This is a genomic window from Trebonia sp. (assembly GCF_030042015.1).
Taxonomy (GTDB): Bacteria; Actinomycetota; Actinomycetes; order Streptosporangiales; family Streptosporangiaceae; genus Trebonia.
The window spans coordinates 1-15607 of record NZ_JASIAL010000177.1 but is presented as its reverse complement, the minus strand read 5'-3'; the positions used below and the strand labels follow the sequence as shown (position 1 = coordinate 15607).

Annotated in this window: 13 protein-coding genes and 2 pseudogenes; 9 read left to right on the top strand and 6 right to left on the bottom strand. The window is 71.3% G+C overall.

Features of this window, described 5'->3' with window-relative positions; translation table 11 throughout:
* Position 1 precedes the first annotated feature (1 nt).
* Both Q1N79_RS09185 and Q1N79_RS09180 read left to right on the top strand, forming a co-directional pair.
* Positions 2-1135 (top strand): LLM class flavin-dependent oxidoreductase, encoded by a 1134-nt coding sequence (locus Q1N79_RS09185; RefSeq protein WP_300606804.1) that lies wholly within the window; start codon positions 2-4, stop codon positions 1133-1135.
* Positions 1132-2499, top strand: a complete 1368-nt coding sequence (locus Q1N79_RS09180; protein ID WP_300606802.1) for an LLM class flavin-dependent oxidoreductase — start codon at positions 1132-1134, stop codon at positions 2497-2499. Before Q1N79_RS09185 ends, Q1N79_RS09180 begins: the two co-directional genes overlap by 4 nt.
* A gap of 3 nt (positions 2500-2502) precedes the next feature.
* Here Q1N79_RS09180 and Q1N79_RS09175 read toward each other — a convergent pair whose 3' ends face one another.
* The 3 genes from Q1N79_RS09175 to Q1N79_RS09165 all read right to left on the bottom strand — a co-directional run bounded on the left by Q1N79_RS09175 (position 2503) and on the right by Q1N79_RS09165 (position 6046).
* A complete protein-coding gene (locus tag Q1N79_RS09175) occupies positions 2503-2751 on the bottom strand; it encodes a hypothetical protein (RefSeq protein ID WP_300606799.1) in 249 nt (82 codons plus the stop codon).
* Positions 2752-3127: 376 nt separating this feature from the next.
* Complete coding sequence (locus tag Q1N79_RS09170; RefSeq protein ID WP_300606797.1) at positions 3128-3694, bottom strand: hypothetical protein; 567 nt, start codon at positions 3692-3694, stop codon at positions 3128-3130.
* A gap of 234 nt (positions 3695-3928) precedes the next feature.
* A complete protein-coding gene (locus Q1N79_RS09165) occupies positions 3929-6046 on the bottom strand; it encodes a S9 family peptidase (protein ID WP_300606794.1) in 2118 nt (705 codons plus the stop codon).
* 131 nt (positions 6047-6177) lie between these two features.
* Between Q1N79_RS09165 and Q1N79_RS09160 the strand changes: the two genes are divergently transcribed.
* The gene (locus Q1N79_RS09160) at positions 6178-7470 is read left to right on the top strand and encodes a glycosyltransferase 87 family protein (protein ID WP_300606792.1); all 1293 of its coding nucleotides are present in this window, start codon (positions 6178-6180) and stop codon (positions 7468-7470) included.
* 60 nt (positions 7471-7530) lie between these two features.
* On the opposite strand, the gene Q1N79_RS09155 is transcribed toward Q1N79_RS09160, so the two are convergent.
* Together Q1N79_RS09155 and Q1N79_RS09150 are read right to left on the bottom strand one after the other, a co-directional pair.
* Positions 7531-8400 carry an SDR family NAD(P)-dependent oxidoreductase gene (locus tag Q1N79_RS09155; RefSeq protein ID WP_300606789.1) on the bottom strand — a complete coding sequence of 290 codons (870 nt, stop codon included), beginning with the start codon at positions 8398-8400 and terminating at the stop codon, positions 7531-7533.
* A complete protein-coding gene (locus Q1N79_RS09150; protein ID WP_300606786.1) occupies positions 8369-9958 on the bottom strand; it encodes a hypothetical protein in 1590 nt (529 codons plus the stop codon). Before Q1N79_RS09150 ends, Q1N79_RS09155 begins: the two co-directional genes overlap by 32 nt.
* Before the next feature lie 199 nt (positions 9959-10157).
* Between Q1N79_RS09150 and Q1N79_RS09145 the strand changes: the two genes are divergently transcribed.
* From Q1N79_RS09145 to Q1N79_RS09130, 4 genes are all read left to right on the top strand, one after another.
* Positions 10158-10670: a GtrA family protein gene (locus Q1N79_RS09145; protein ID WP_300606783.1), complete on the top strand. Its 513-nt coding sequence runs from the start codon at positions 10158-10160 to the stop codon at positions 10668-10670.
* Between the two features lie 11 nt (positions 10671-10681).
* Entirely contained in the window at positions 10682-12019 is a 1338-nt protein-coding gene (locus tag Q1N79_RS09140) for an amidohydrolase family protein (RefSeq protein WP_300606780.1), read from the top strand.
* Positions 12020-12213: 194 nt separating this feature from the next.
* The gene (locus Q1N79_RS09135; RefSeq protein WP_300606778.1) at positions 12214-13215 is read left to right on the top strand and encodes a D-alanyl-D-alanine carboxypeptidase; all 1002 of its coding nucleotides are present in this window, start codon (positions 12214-12216) and stop codon (positions 13213-13215) included.
* 178 nt (positions 13216-13393) lie between these two features.
* Positions 13394-13729, top strand: a complete 336-nt coding sequence (locus tag Q1N79_RS09130) for a hypothetical protein (protein WP_300606776.1) — start codon at positions 13394-13396, stop codon at positions 13727-13729.
* Here Q1N79_RS09130 and Q1N79_RS30625 read toward each other — a convergent pair.
* Positions 13720-13833: pseudogene (locus tag Q1N79_RS30625) on the bottom strand (DUF1707 domain-containing protein); the annotation flags it as partial. The gene Q1N79_RS09130 and the pseudogene Q1N79_RS30625 sit on opposite strands and share 10 nt — an antisense overlap.
* A 178-nt stretch (positions 13834-14011) precedes the next feature.
* Between Q1N79_RS30625 and Q1N79_RS30620 the strand changes: the two are divergent.
* Positions 14012-14320 (top strand): annotated as a pseudogene (locus Q1N79_RS30620) (protein kinase); the annotation flags it as partial.
* 22 nt (positions 14321-14342) lie between these two features.
* On the top strand, positions 14343-15395 hold the full coding sequence (locus Q1N79_RS09125) for a SurA N-terminal domain-containing protein (protein ID WP_300606773.1): 1053 nt from the start codon (positions 14343-14345) through the stop codon (positions 15393-15395).
* Positions 15396-15607: the final 212 nt, after the last annotated feature.

The window sequence follows — 15607 nt, the reverse complement described above, 5'->3', positions numbered from 1 at the left end:
CATGCCCGTCGAGTTCATCGGCATGATCAGCACCAAGGACCAGTCGGAGACCAGGCTCACTCGCGGCCCGGTCATCGACAAGAACTACACCAGGCGGTTTGTCCGCGCCCACGAGGACGCAGGATTCGACCGGGTGCTGATCGGCTACGCGTCGTCGCAGCCCGAGGGCACCCAGGTGGCGGCCTACGCCGCCGCGCACAGCGAGCGGCTCGGCTTCCTTGTCGCCCACCGCCCGGGATTCGTCGCCCCGACGCTCGCCGCCCGCCAGTTCGCCACCCTCGACCAGTTCGCCGGCGGCCGGATCGCGGTGCACATCATCACCGGCGGCCACGACGCCGAACAGCGCCGCGACGGCGACTTCCTGTCCAAGGACGACCGCTACGCCCGCACCGACGAGTACCTGGACATCGTCAAGCTGGCCTGGACCAGCCCAACCCCCTTCGACTACCAGGGCAAGTACTACCAGGTCGAGGACCACTCCGCCGGCGTCAAGTCGGCGCAGCAGCCGAGGATCAAGCTGTACTTCGGCGGGTCGTCGCAGGCCGCCTACCGGGTCGGCGGCAAGCACGCCGACACCTACGCCCTGTGGGGCGAGCCCCTGGCGGAGACCAGGCAGCAAATCGACTCGGTCAACGAGGCGGCCAGGGACGCGGGCCGCCAGGACACCCCGGGCATCAGCGTGAGCTTCCGCCCCATCCTCGGCCCGACGGAGGAGCTGGCCTGGGAGCGCGCCCACCGCATCCTTGAGGTCACCAAGGAGAACATCGCGGCCTTCCGCGCTCAGTGGGGTGCCAAGTCCTGGGGTCTTGGCGGCGACAACCCGCAGAACACCGGCTCGCAGCGGCTGCTGGCCGCGGTCGCGAAGGGCGAGCTGCACGACCGCGCGCTGTGGACCCCCCTCGCGCAGGCCACCGGCGCCGCGGGCAACTCCACCGCCCTGGTCGGCACCCCGGAGACCGTGGCGCAGGCGCTGCTCGACTACGTCGGCATCGGCGTGACCACGCTGCTCATCCGCGGTTACGACCCCTACGACGACGCCATCGACTACGGCCGCCACCTGCTCCCGCTGGTCCGCGAGGAGGTCGCCAAGCGCGACGCGGAGAAGGCCGCGGCCCGCGAGGCGGTGTCGGCATGAGTGATAACAGCAACAAGCGGCAGCTCAGGCTCGGCGCGGTCACGATGGGCGTCGGCGGCCCGGGCCAGCCCTACCTGTGGCTCGACGAGGACATCCCGGTCGACGCCAGCGTGAACATCAGCTGGTACATCGAGCAGGCCCGGCTGGCCGAAGCCGCCAAGTTCGACCTCATCTTCATCGTCGACAGCCAGTTCATCACCGCCGACTCCCCGCCGCACTACCTCAACAGGCTCGAGCCGCTCACGCTGCTGTCGGCGCTGGCGGTCAGCACCACCCACCTCGGCCTCGTCGCCACGATGACGACCTCCTACAACGACCCGTTCAACATCGCCCGCCGTCTCGCCTCCCTGGAGCTCATCTCCGGCGGCCGGTCGGGCTGGAACGTCGTCACCAGCGGCGACGCGGGCGCGGCGACGAACTTCTCCCGCGAGGAGCACTACGACTACGACACCCGCTACGGCCGGGGCCTCGAATTCGTCCGGGTGGCCCAGGGCCTGTGGGACTCCTACGAGGAGGACGCCTTCCCCCGCGACCGCGCCACGCGGACCTTCCTCGACCCGAGCAAGCAGCACCCGCTCAACCACAGGGGCGAGCACTTCCAGGTCGCGGGCCCGCTCAACATCTCCCGCTCCCCGCAGGGCCAGCCGGTGATCTTCCAGGCCGGCGACTCAGAACAGGGCCGGGACCTGGGCGCCACGATCGGCGAGGGCATCTTCACCCACGCACCGTCGCTCGAGCAGGGCCAGGCGTTCTACAACGACATCAAGGGCCGCGCCGCCGCCAAGGGCCGCGACCCCGACCACATCGTGGTCATGCCGGGCGCGGCGGTGTTCGTCGGCGACACCGATGACGAGGCCAGGGAGATCGAACTCGAGCTCCAGCGCGGGGACAAGGACTTCAGCCGCGCCCTGGCCGAACTCGGCCGCCCGTTCGCCTGGCACGACTTCCGCCAGTACGACCTGGACGCCCCCTTCCCGCAGGAGGCGCTTGTGTACGCCGAGCGCGGCTTCCGCACCGGCGCGGAGAAGATCGCCAAGCTGGCCAAGGACAACGACTGGACGCTCCGGCAGACCGTGGAGTTCATCTCCAGCCCCAGGCCGACGCCGTTCGCGGGCTCCCCGGAGACGGTGGCGACCGAGATCCAGAAATGGTTCGACGCCCGCGCCCTCGACGGCCTCAACGTCCACATCGGCCACCCCAGCCAGTGGCGTCGCTTCCTGGCCGGGGTCGTCCCGATCCTGCAGGACCGCGGCGTGGTCCGCACGGAGTACGAGTCGACCACCCTGCGCGGCAACCTCGGCATCCCGATCCCGGAAAACCGCTACACCAAGGCCCGCAACGAGGCTCAGCTCATAAAAATCTAAAAATCACTCATCCCGAACGAAGGGGGCCGTCTCACCACGGTCCCCTTCCTCGTCCAGGGCGGGATCGCCAAGGCCGTGGGTGACCGCCTCATACCGCATCCCCCGCCGCTCGTACTCGCGCCGCAGCGCGCCAAGCTTCTCCCGGTACGTGGCCTCGTAAAGCCCGGGATCCCGCGCGGCCATCTCCCGGTAGACGCCAACCGCCTCGATCCGCGCGTCCAGCGCCTCCGAACGACAGCCGCCGCGGATCACCCTCGGTCCCGAGGACGGCGAGCAGGGCCCGCGCCTGGATCATCACGAACGGCTGCGTCGATTCGGCATGACCCTGCTGAAACAACGCGGGCAGCACTGGCGCCGGCTTGCCGAGCGCCATCGCGAACGCGCGCACGGCCTCACCGAACCAGCGCGCCCTATCGTCCGGACCGCCCTCCGGCTCCAGTTCTAGCGCGAGGGCGTGGGAGGCAGCCTAGGCGTGCCGTTCCTCGATCCGCGCCACGAGCGACGCCCGCGACCCGCCCGCCCGACAGGTGGTCGAGGGCGGCGCGGATGGCCTGCTTCTCATTACGTTCGGCGAGCGAGTCCAGCAATGGAACCAGGTCGGCCCGTCCGTCGGCGTCGTCCACCAGGATCACCGCAGGCTCCCCGCATGCCGTCTCACCGCATCGACCACGATGCTGCCCGTTCCCGGACGCAGCCATCCGGCCGCCCAGCCCTCGGGCGCTCGCGAGGCGAACTGCAGCGCAAGCCGCGACCTGCCAACCCCCCCGGGCCCGCTCAGCAGGCAGACCGGACTCGCCGCCGTGTCGTCATCCCGCCACTCGGCGAGCCGGCGCAGTTCTGCTCCCCGTCCCCGGAAGGGCATCGGCGACCGGTCCGCCCGCAGCAGCGCGAGCGGGTCGGCCCGGTTCGCGGCGACTGCTTTCTCCCGATCATCAGGAACGAGGGCGATCAGGTCATCGAGCACCCGCCCCCGGGCTTGCAGCGCGGCGCGGCGGGAGTCGCGCGCATTGAAGACACGACCGACGATCACGGCGGCGACCAGCGCGGTAATCGCCCCGGCCGCCCCGGCCAGCCAGACGGGTGCCCCGAGTCCCGCCGCGGCGCCGCCCACGGCGGCCAGCACCACGGCCGCGACTAGCAGCGCCTGCCCGATGCGCGAGTGCCCGCCCCTGTCCACCCCGACTCCGCCCGTCACTGGCTGGAATTGTCGGAAACTGCCGCATATCAGCCCTTCGCTTCCCCGGGTGGGCGCGAGCAGGACCGCGCGCGCAACATAGGACCCGAGCCGCAGGGACAAAACGCCATAATCCGGACAAAAAATCTGCCGCCCGGGTCCTAAGTCGCCGACTCCGTCTCACTATCTGAGATCGCTGGCGCGGCGCGCAGGCGGCGGCATGACACGGGGCGGGCGCGGGCGCGGGAGGCGCCGCTAGTCGGCGGCGGGCCTGGCGGTCGCGGTCTCGGCGATCCAGGCGAGGACGAGGGCCTCTTCGCGCCAGGCGTCGTAGCGGCCGCTGCGACCCCCGTGGCCTGCCTCCATCTCGGTCTTGAGCAGGAACGGGCCGCCGCGGGCGGCGGCGCGCAGCCGGGCGGTCCACTTGGCGGGCTCGTGGTAGCTGACCCGCGTGTCGTGCAGGCTGGTGATCGCGAAGATGGCCGGGTAGGAATCGGCGGTCACGTTCTCGTAGGGGGCGTACGACTTCATGTACGCGTACACCGCCGGGTCGTGCAGCGGGTCGCCCCACTCCTCCCACTCGGTCACGGTCATCGGCAGCGACGGGTCGAGGATCGTGTTCAGGGTGTCCACGAACGGGACCTCGGCCACGATCCCGGCGAACGCCGACGGGGCGAGGTTCGCCACCGCGCCCATCAGCAGCCCGCCGGCCGAGCCGCCGCGGGCGACCAGCCGGTCCGCCGACGTCCAGCCGGCCGACACCATGTGCCGCGCGCACGCCACGAAGTCGGTGAACGTGTTCTTCTTCGCAAGCAGCTTGCCGTGCGTGTACCAGGACCTGCCCAGCTCGCCGCCGCCGCGGACGTGGGCGATCGCGTAGACGAACCCGCGGTCGAGCAGGGAGAGCTGGCTGATCGAGAACCTCGGGTCGATCGAGTGCTCGTAGCTGCCGTAGCCGTACAGCAGGCACGGCGCGGATCCGTCGCGGGGGGTGCCCGTGCGACAGACAAGAGATATCGGGACCCGGCTGCCGTCCGGGGCGACGGCCCACTCCCGGTGCTGCTCGTAGTCGGCGCTCGCGAACGGTCCGCCGTCCGGGGCGGGCAGCACCGGCTGCTGCTTGAGCATGGTCAGCGAGCCGGTCGCCAGGTCGCAGTCGTACACGGTGCCCGGGGTCACCATCGAGTTGTAGCCGAGCCGGAACGTGGCCTGGGCGAACTCGGGGTTCGCGCCGGGCGAGACGGTGTAGATCGGCTCGGGGAAGGCGATGTCGTACCCCGCGCCGCCGGCGGGCAGGACGCGCAGCCCGGTCAGCCCGTCGCGGCGGAAGTAGACGACCGTGTAGTCCGCGAACGCGTCCACCCCGAGCAGCCGGGTGTCGGCCCGGTGCGGGATCAGCGGCGTCCAGGGCGCCGGGATCCCCGCACCCGGGGCGTCCGGCAGCGGGGCGGTGGCGAGCTCGAAGTTCTCCGCGCCGCCGTCGTTGTGCAGGATCAGCAGCCGGTCGCCGGCCTGCTCGACGTCGTATTCCACGCCCTGGCGGCGCGGCGCCACCACGGCGAAGTCGCCGGTCGGCGTGGCGGCGTCGAGCAGCCACCACTCGCTGGTCAGCACGCTCGCCGTGCGGATATAGAGGTACCGCTCGCTGCGGGACAGCCCTACTCCCACCCAGAACCGCTCGTCGGCCTCCTCGAACACCAGCACGTCAGCGGACGCCGGGGTGCCGACCAGGTGCCGCCACACCCGGTAGGGCCGCCAGGCCTCGTCGACCGTGACGTAGAACAAGGCGGTACCGTCCAGCGACCAGGCGCAGCCGTAGAAGGTGTCCGGGATCTCGTCGGGCAGCGTCCGGCCCGAGGCCAGGTCCTTGACCCGCAGCGTGAACCGCTCGTCGCCGGAGAAGTCGGTGGAGTAGGCGAGCAGGGCCTGGTCAGGGCTGACCGAGAGCACCCCGAGCGAGAAGAACCCGGCGCCTGCCGCCAGCTCGTTGCCGTCGAGCAGGACCTCCTCGCCGTCCAGCGGCTTGCCGTCCTCGGGCAGCGGGGGAGCGGTCTCGCCGTCAAGGACCCGGCGGCGGCAGTGGATCGCGTACTGCTGGCCCTCGACGGTGCGCGCGTACCGCCACCAGACCCCCTTGCGGACCGGCACCGACAGGTCGGTCTCCTGGGTGCGGGCCTTGATCTCGCCGAAGATCGCCGTCCGCAGATCCTCAAGGCCCGCGGTCATCGCCGACGTGTAGGCGTTCTCTGCCTCGAGGTAGCCGATCGTCTCCGGGTCCTTGGGGTCGGCGAGCCACGCGTAGTTGTCGATGACCGTGTCGCCGTGGTGGACGCGCTCGAACGGGACCTGCTTCGCGACCGGAGGCGTGCTCATAGCCGCCCAGTCTAGACGGCCGGCGCCGGCGGAGAATCGTGCCGCCGGCCGTCCCTTGTTAACGACCGCGATCGTGCTCTGCCCGCTAGGGTGATGTCAGGCAGGAAGGCCGGCACTGAGGGATAGCCAGCATGGCGGACGGGCGGTTGGCAGCGGGCGGGACCATCCGCTGGGATCGGTGGGGTCTTATCGCGGGCACGCTGGCCCTGGCGGTCCCCGTGCTCGTTCTCACCGTCGTGTACCTGAGCCAGGCGGGCCACTGGGTCATGATAGACCTGCAGGTGTACCGGTGGGGCGGACTGCTCGCGCGGCGCTCGGGCCCGCTGTATACCGCGCAGTACCGCGGCATGCTCTCGTTCACCTACCCTCCCCTGGCCGCGGCGATCTTCGAGCCCCTGTCGGCACTGCCGTTGCTGGCCGTCAAGCGGATCGTGATCACGGGCTCGGTGCTGGCGCTGGTGGCTTCGGCGTGGCTCGCCTGGGGGGGCGTCGGCGTCCGCGGCACCTGGTCCCGCGCGGCGCTCGCGCTCGCCGTGACCGACATCGCGCTGTGCATCGACCCGGTTCAGCAGACGATCGACCTCGGCCAGGTCAACCTCGTCCTCACGGCCGTCGTACTCGCCGACCTGCTGGCGCCCGGCGACCGATGGTGGCGGGGCGCCGGAGTCGGACTGGCGACCGGGCTCAAGCTCACCCCCGGGATCTTCATCGCCTACCTGCTGCTCACGCGCCGGTTCCGCGCGGCGGGTGTCGCGACGGCGGCGTTCGCGCTGACCGTCGCCGCGGGGTTCGCCGTGCTGCCCGGCCCGTCACGCCAGTACTGGCTGGGCGGGCTGTTCCTTGATCCCAGCCGGCCCGGGCCGGTGATCTACGCGTCCAATCAGTCCTTGTTCGGGATGATCGCGCGGCTCGCCGGGGGTGGCGGGCCGGCGCTGCCGTACTGGCTGGCCGTCGCGCCGATTGTGGCGGCGTGCGGGCTGCTGGCCGCCGCGCTGGTGCACCGCCGCGGCCGCGAGCTTGCGGCGGTCAGCGTCTGCGCGGTCACGGGCCTGCTCGTGTCGCCGGTGTCCTGGGACCACCATTGGGTCTGGATCGTCCCGGTGCTCGTGGCGGTCGCTGACCTGGCATGGCGGCATCGCTCGTGGCTCGCCTGGGTCGGCCTCGCGGTCCTGGTCCTGCTGTTTCTGGGATATCCGGTCGGACAGCCCGGCGACCCGGGGGCGGTGAAGGGACTGATCTGGACCGTCCCGGCCGGCGGGAACCGCGAGTACGGCTGGCACGGCTGGCAGCTCGTGGCGGGAAACCTCTACGCGCTGATCGGACTGGGCATACTCTGCGCGGCGCTCGTCACGGCATGGCGCGCCAGGGTCGGCGCCACGCGGGCCGAGGCCCGATCGGGCCTGATCGCGTCCGCCAGGGGATAGCACGGAGCACGGCTGGCACCGTGAACGGTGCGCCGCTGCCCGCGTGGACCGCCAGGGGAGCTAAGGGAACGGCGGAGCTGGCGGCCCGCCCGCGACAATCTCCTCGCCACGGCGGGTCACGGCGAAGTCGCGGTTCTGCGACGTCAGGATGTAAAACCGGCGTGCCCGGATTCCGTCGACCACGATCGCGGCCACCTCAGCAGGGGACGCTCCCTGGACCGCGAGCCGGTTGAACCGCTCGGCGCTTTCCTGCTCCGCGGGACCCGACACGACGGGCGGTCCGGCCCACGACGGCCGGTTCCGCGCCGAGGTGCCGAAGTTCGTGCGCACCGCGCCCGGGCAGAGCACCGACACGCCGACGTGGGCGACACCGAGGGACTGCAGGTTGAAGTGCAGCGTCTCGGTCAGCGCCACGACCGCGTGCTTGGACACCCCGTACGGGCCGAGGGCCCCCGCGAACACGCCGAATATCGACGCCGTGTTCACCATGTGCGCCGCGTCCTGCTCGAGCAGCAGCGGCATGAACGCGCGCACGCCGTTGATAACGCCGCCCAGGTTGACCCCGAGCACCCAGTCCCACTCGCCGGGCGGGCACTCCCACAGCGGTCCGTGCGGCCCGCCCACGCCTGCGTTGTTGCACACCACGTGCACCGCGCCGAACGCCGACACCGCCGCGTCCCGCAGCGCCTCGACCGCCCCGCGGTCCGCCACGTCGGTGACTACCGGCAGTACCGAGGTGCCGGAGTCGGCCAGCGCAGCCGCGGCCTTGGACAGCGCGGGCTCCTCCACGTCGGCCGCGACGACGTGCATGCCCTCGCTGGCGAACCGCTCGCAGAGCCCGAGCCCGATCCCGCTCGCCGCGCCGGTGACGACCGCTACCCGTCCAGGAGCGACGACATCACGGGGACGGCTGGGTGACGCTGCTGCCACCGTTAAAGTGAAGCAACGACAGCGCCGCCGTGGCAAGGGTCAGCCAGCGGGTCAGCGAATTGCGCGGCAGCAGCGCGAGCGTCACCCAGGCGACCGCGGAGTACCAGGGCAGCGACCAGGGCGCGACCACGATCCAGGCGAACGTCAGGGCGCAGGTGGCGGCCACGACGGTGGGCACGTCAGGAGAGAGCCTGTTGTACAGGTACCAGGCCAGGGCGAACATCAGCGGCGGCCAGGCGAACCCGATCACTGTCGTCGCCATGTTCTCCGCGCCCGTACCGCCCGTATGCACGGCGATCTCCTGCACCGCCCGCCAGATCGTGGGGGAGACGACCATCTTCGACGCGCTGACGAGCGGCCGGAGCGCGACGAGTCCGTAGCTGAAGACGTAGAGGCCGAGCGTGGTGAGCCCGGCCACGACGCCGATGCGCGCGAGCCGGGCCCATGCCCTGTCGTGCACCAGCGGGATCGCGATGCCGAGCGCGACGAAGAGGGCGTTCACCTTGATGCCGCCCGCGACGCCGACGACCAGGCCCACCAGCAGCTCATGCCAGATCGTCGTGATCCGCCGCGACAGCACGATCGCCACGATCGCGAACAGCGCGACGATGGCGTCCAGGTGCCCGCCCATCACGAGCTCCACGATGAGCAGCGGGTTCGCCACCCACAGCAGCACGGCGCGCACCGGGTTGGCCGCGGTCCGCAGCAGCACGTAGCCCGCGGCCAGGAACGCCGCGCCGATCATGATCATCAGCATCCAGATCGTGGCCCACGGCCTGGCGCCGCCGACGAGCGCGGCCGCCAGGTGCAGCCATGTCGCCACCGGCCCGTACACCGACGGCGTCTGCTGCCACTGCCGGCTGACCACCATCGTGTACGGGTTGTGCTCGCCGCCGGGCAGCATGCTCGGCAAGAACGTGTACGGGTTGTAGCCGAGCGCGGCGATACGGCCGTAGGCGGCGTAGCTGGCGACATCGGAGGAGCCGACCGGGGTGATGTTCACGACGACCGCTACCGCGGCCGCCGCCGCCCAGAACACCTTGCGCGGGCTGGGCGACCAGCCCCGGCTGTTGGCCCACAGCATCATCGCAAGGCCCAGGCAGCACAAGGCGATCGAGACGTACATGACGAGGTCCGCGGCGACGTCCGGCAGGTGCGGCGCCCCGATGTCCCTGGCCACCGACGTCAGCGGCAGCAGCACCGGGGGCGTGGCCACGCTCGGATTCGGCGCGGTGGCGCACAGGCCGACGAAGGCCACCCCGCCGATGCCCACCGCGCTCAGCGTCACCGCGGGCAACGGCCGGGCCAGCGGGCTGTGCGCGAGCACCCGGATGAGCACGCCCATCATCGCCTCGACGCGCCCGCCGGGGATCGGCGGCTCAGCCAGCCTGGGCGCGGTCTCTGGCGCGGCGGCGGGGGCGAGCGGGTGCGGGGCGGTCATGGTGGCGCGCCGGGGTGAACCCGCGGGAAATTCGTCGTCAGGGGAGGCGGGCAGGTCCGCGGGGGCAGACCGCTCGTCAGCGCTCTCGCGCCGCGGCGGGTCTACCGATACGGCCATAGATGTCCTCCTGGCGCGGGAAGATTTTCGCCAAACAGGTGCCTCGGATAGCCGGACCACCGCAGACTGCAAGAGATCATACTCTGCGAGCCTTGAGGCCGGGGCTGCCGCGCCGTCCAGCTGTCACCGGCATGTGACTGGTTTCACATTCGCAACCCGGGCCACGGAAGGGCCGGGCGCGGCGAGGCAGAATGGATGCATGCCCCGTGGAGCGCGGTTCGCCGCGGCGATGGCGGCGGTAACCCGCAGGCTCCCGTTCGGGCTGTCCCGCGTGGTCGCGCCGAGCCTGCTCGGCTACCTGCTGATCAACCTGTGCACGTTCTGCCTGGACCTGACGCTGCTCGCGGTCTTCCACGGCGGGCTGAAGTGGCCGCTGCCTGTCGCGGTCACGCTGTCGTACGGATCGGCGTCCGCGGTGAGCTACGTGCTCAACCGCGTGCTCAACTTCCGGTCGCACGGCGCGCTGGGTCGCCAGCTTCCGGTGTTCGCGGCCGTGAGCGCGAGCAACTACCTGGTGTTCGTGCTCGGTCTGACCGACGCGCTGGCCGCGGTCGGCGTCTACTACGAGCTCGCCCGGGTCATCGCCGCGCTCTGCGAAGCCGTCTACCTGTACGCGATGATGCGCTGGGTCGTCTTTCGGGACGCCAGGCGGTCCGCGGCGGCCCGTGCCGCCCAATTGGAGCGGGCTACGCATGTCAGCCCGTACAACTAAGCTCTGCGATCATGACAACGAGCGCGTCCGCGAAGTCCCGCAATGTCGTGATCCGCGGCGGTTACGTGCTGACGATGGGCTCCGCCGGCGACATCCCCGGCGGGGACGTGCACATCAGGGACGGCGAGATCCGCTCGGTCGGTGTCGGCCTGGACACGCCGGGCGCGGAGGTGATCGACGCGGCCGGCAAGATCGTCGCCCCTGGGCTGGTCGATACGCACTGGCACATGTGGAACACGCTGCTGCGCGGGCTTTCAGACGGCCGGCCGGGCGCAAACGGCGCCGCGGGATACTTCGCCACCTGCGTGGGGCTCGGCAGGCACTTCATCCCCGCGGACACCTACGCCGGGACCCGGCTGGCCTGCGCGGAGGCGGTCAACGCGGGAATCACCACGGTGCATGACTGGGCGCACAACATCCGCGGGCTCGACTGGGCGGAGGCCGGGCTCCGGGCGCTCGCCGAGTCGGGGCTGCGGGCCCGTTTTTCCTACGGGTACGAGACAGGCCATCCGAACGACCGGTCCATGGCCGTGGACGACCTGACCCGCGTCGCCTCGGGATGGCCGGCCTACAGCGCCGACGGCCGCCTCCATCTCGGCATGGCCTGGCGGGGGTCCGGCGGGAGCAACCCGGCGATGCGCGTGGCCCGGGAAATCTACCTGGCGGAGATCGAGGCGGCACGGGGCCTCGGGCTGCCCGTCACCGTCCATGCCTGCGGGCCGCGCGCCGCCGCCGGGCAGATCGAGGCCTACGCCGCCGCCGGGCTGCTCGGGCCTGACCTGCAGGTGGTCCACCTGAACAGCGCCTCGCCCCGTGAGGTGTCGCTCGCCGCGGAGCACGGCACGCCGGCGAGCGTGTCGCCGTTCACCGAACTCCAGATCGGCTACGGCCTTCCGGTCACCGGGCAGCTGCTCGCGGCGGGCCTGCCCACGGGGCTGTCTGTCGACACGACGATGCTGTCAGGGAACGCGGACATGTTCGCGATCATGAAGGTGACTCAGGGCTGCGCGAACGCGCTGGCCCACGACGAGTTCGCGCTGACCGCGCGGGACGTGCTGCGGCTCGCGACGATCGACGGCGCGCGGACGCTTGGGCTTGACGGGGTGACCGGCTCCCTGACGCCGGGCAAGCGCGCGGACGTCATCGTGGTGTCGGCCGACGCGCCCAACATGGGCGTGCTCACCGACCCGGCGCGGCTGCTCGTGACCGCCGCGCACCCGGGGAACGTGGACACGGTGCTCGCGGACGGCCGGCTGCTGAAGCGTTCCGGCGTGCTCACCGGCTATGACGTGGACGAGGTGATCCGCTCGGCCCGTGCTGCCCTGGCCGGAGTTCTTGCCCGCGCCTGAGTAGGCACGGGACGGATGGTGTGACGGCCGGGCCAGGGCGGTATATACGCGACGTCATCTGGACGCTACCCAGCGTGCGGGACCGGCGGCCAGGGCGGGTTGGCCGATTGTACGGATGTTATCGGATATGACGACGTACGATCGGGTCTGGCCTGGCCGGCACCCCCGCTCGCCCCCTAGCCCCACGGAGTCTCATGCGCCTGTCCGCTCGGTTGCTCATCGCGGGCCTGACGGCGCTTGTGGCGGGATCTGTCGCGAGCTGCTCGGGGACGGCGGTGCTGCCTGACGCCAATGGCGCGACGCAGCCGCTGCCTTCCCCGGGCGTGGTCACCGCCAGGGTGCCGCCCGGTGCCGAGTCGCGGGACAAGATAGCCCCCACGCCGGCGCCCGTCGCGCCGCCGATCGACGTCGCCGGCGCGCCGCGCGGAGTCAAGGCGAAGGCGGGCATCCTCGTGGACGCCGCCACGGGCCAGCTCCTCTGGGCGAAGTCCGCGGACGTGGAACGGCCGATCGCCAGCATCACGAAGGTGATGACCGCGTACCTGGTGATCCAGGCGGGCGACCTCGACAGGCGGATCCGGGTCCCCAAGGGCGTGCTCAACTACGTGTTCGAATACGGCGCCACCAGCGCCGGGCTGCTTCCCGGCGAGACCCTCACCGCGGACCAGCTGCTTTACGGGCTGCTGCTCGCGTCGGGCGCGGACGCCGCCTACACGCTGGCCACCACGTACGGCCCGGGGATGGCCGCGTTCGTCGCGAAGATGAACGCGGCCGCCCGCGAGCTCGGGATGGCGCACACGCACTTCGCCTCGCCGGACGGGCTGCCGTACCCCACGGAGTTCTCCACGTACTCGACCCCGGCCGACCTGCTGATCCTGGCCGAGGCAGCGATGCGGTCCCCGGTGTTCCGCTCGATCGTGGGCCAGCCGTTCTACGTCCTGAAGAAAGGCGACGGCCACGACGCCCACTGGTGGAGCAACGACAACGAGCTGATCGGTTCCTACAACGGCGCCGTGGGGATCAAGACCGGGTTCACGGACGCCGCGGGGCACTGCCTGCTCTTCGAGGCCGTGCGTGGCGGCCGGACGCTGCTCGGAGTCGTCCTCGGCAGCCCTGACACCGGGCCCGGCGCGGCGGCGCAGGACGCGGCCCGGGTCCTGAACTGGGGTTTCAGCCTGAAGCAAGGCAGCGGATAACCGGGCCGCGATCGCCGGCCTGCGCGGCTGGCGCCGCAGCCACTGCAGGAACGTCCGGCGCGGCGGGCGCGGCGGCCGCACCCGGATGTTGCCGCCGAAGAGGCTGCCGGTAACCTCCACCCGCAGCAGCGCGGGCACCGGGGCGTCCCGCGGCTCCCGCACCAGCACCCTGCCGCCCGTGACGGCCACCTCGTCGGTGTCCACCACGATCCCCGGCCTGGTGATCAGGATCAGGTTCCCGCCGGCGACCACCGCGTTGATCTGCAATGACGGCAGCGTTATCACGGCCTCGGTGAAGTCGAGTATGACGTTCCCGCCGGTCACGCGTATCTCGATGCGCTCGGGTACCACCCAGCGGCCATCGCGCCGCGCGTTGGCGCCATGCCGGTCGATGCGCAGCACGTCCTTCGGCTTGGGCGCCGCGGCTACTCCTGGCTGTGCCGCGGGCAGGTCCGCGACCAGGGCCGCCAGCTCGCCGTACGTGCGCGCCGCGAGGGCGAGCTCGATCCGCTGATCGAGTTCGTCGGCGGTGAGCCGCCCGTCGCCGGCGGCCACCCGCAGCACCTCGACGACGCGATCCCGGTCCTCGTGCGAGGCCCGGAGTCCATCATCGGCCATGGGCAAACTGTAGACGGTGTCCTGTGGCCATATGTTTGCTCGGCTGGAACACTTATGGCGGGAGGGGCGGGCATGAGTGACGATTCCGGCGTGCCAACGCCTGGGATGCTTCGGTGGCTGGGGCCAGGCAGCCGGGTCGCGGGCTACGTGATCGAGGAAAAGCTCGGCTCCGGGGGGGATGGCGATGGTGTTCCGTGCCCGCGATGAGGCCCTCGGACGTCTGACCGCGCTGAAGGTGCTTGCGCCCGCGCTGGCGGACGATGCGGAATTCCGTATCCGTTTCCTGCGTGAGTCCCGTTCGGTCGCAGCGGTGGAAGAACCGCACATCGTGCCGGTGCACGCCGCCGGCGAGGCGGATGGCGTGCTGTACCTTGCCACTCGGTTCGTGGCCGGCGGGGACCTGGCCGGCCTGCTGAAGCGGGCGGGAGGGACGCTGGATCCGGCCCGGGCGGCAGCGCTCATCACACAGGTGGCCTCCGCCCTGGACGCGGCGCACGCCGTCGGGCCTGGTGCACCGCGACGTCAAGCCAGGCAATGTCCTCATCGACGATGCTCCGGGACGGTCAGAGCACGCGTACCTGTCGGATTTCGGGCTGAGCAAGGCCATCTCTTCCGCCACGGGCATCACCGCCAGCGGCGTCTTCCTGGGCACCCCCGATTACTGTGCCCCCGAGCAGATCGCTGGCCGGCCCCCGGTCAGCGCCCGAAGCGATCAGTACTCCCTGGCATGCGTCGCCTTCCACATGCTCACCGGTACCGTGCAGTCACCTGCCCCGCCCTCAGCGGCGGCCGTCCATGAGCACCCGCCGACCGAGGCCGCGCCACGTGTCCCGGTGGCCGTCCGCCGCGGCGCGCTTCCTGCGGAGACGATCGCGGATACCCGCACGGTAGGCATCACGGCCGCGGGCACCTCCCCTGGCGCCGCTGGCACGAGGCCAGCCAGGCCCGCGCGCAGACGCAGGACGGTCATGGTCGCGGCGGCGGTCGCGGCGCTGATCGTCGTTGCCGTCGCCGCCTGGGCGGGACTCGCGCTGCCGGGTTCCTCGCCTGCCATCGCGGCGACAGTCGGCAACCAGAAGATCACCGTGGCCTCGCTGGACTCCCTGGTGACTAACCTGAAGACGGCCGCCAAACCGTACGCAGGCAAGATCACCCTGACCTCTGCCGAGATGCCCAGGGTGGTGCTGACGTGGCTGATCAAGTTCCAGATCGGGGATCAGATGGCCGCCGCGGCCGGCGTCTCGGTCACGCAAGCGCAGGTTCGGGCGGGCATCGCGGACATCAACGCGGAGGCCGCTTCGGCCGCTTCGGCGGAGGGCCTCAGCAGCGCCGAGGCGGTGCTGGTCAACGTCGGCGTCACGCCGCAGATGCTGCCAGACCTCGGCCGGTACCAAGCCCAGGAGCTGGCGATCGCCGAGAAGGGCAACGGCGGCAAGCTTGCCGACCACGACCGCGCAGAGCAACGCGGTGAGCGCGCTGCTCGCCAAGGACCAGTGCACCGCGGCGAAGTCGCTGGACATCTGGGTGAACCCGCAGTACGGCCGGTTCGACTACGCCAGTGACACGTTCGCGGTCGTCGCGCCGTCCCCGGCGTCCACCGAGGGCCTCGTCCCAGCCTGCTGAAGTGGCCCGTCCCCGGCCAGGTCGGCGCAGACAGCGCCTATATGTTCGTGCCGGGCCGGACCACCGACACGAACAGGTACGTGTGGTGCTTGAGCGTGCACACGGGCAGGCTGAAGAACGTGACGTCCGAGCCGTTCTCGTTCGGCGGGTA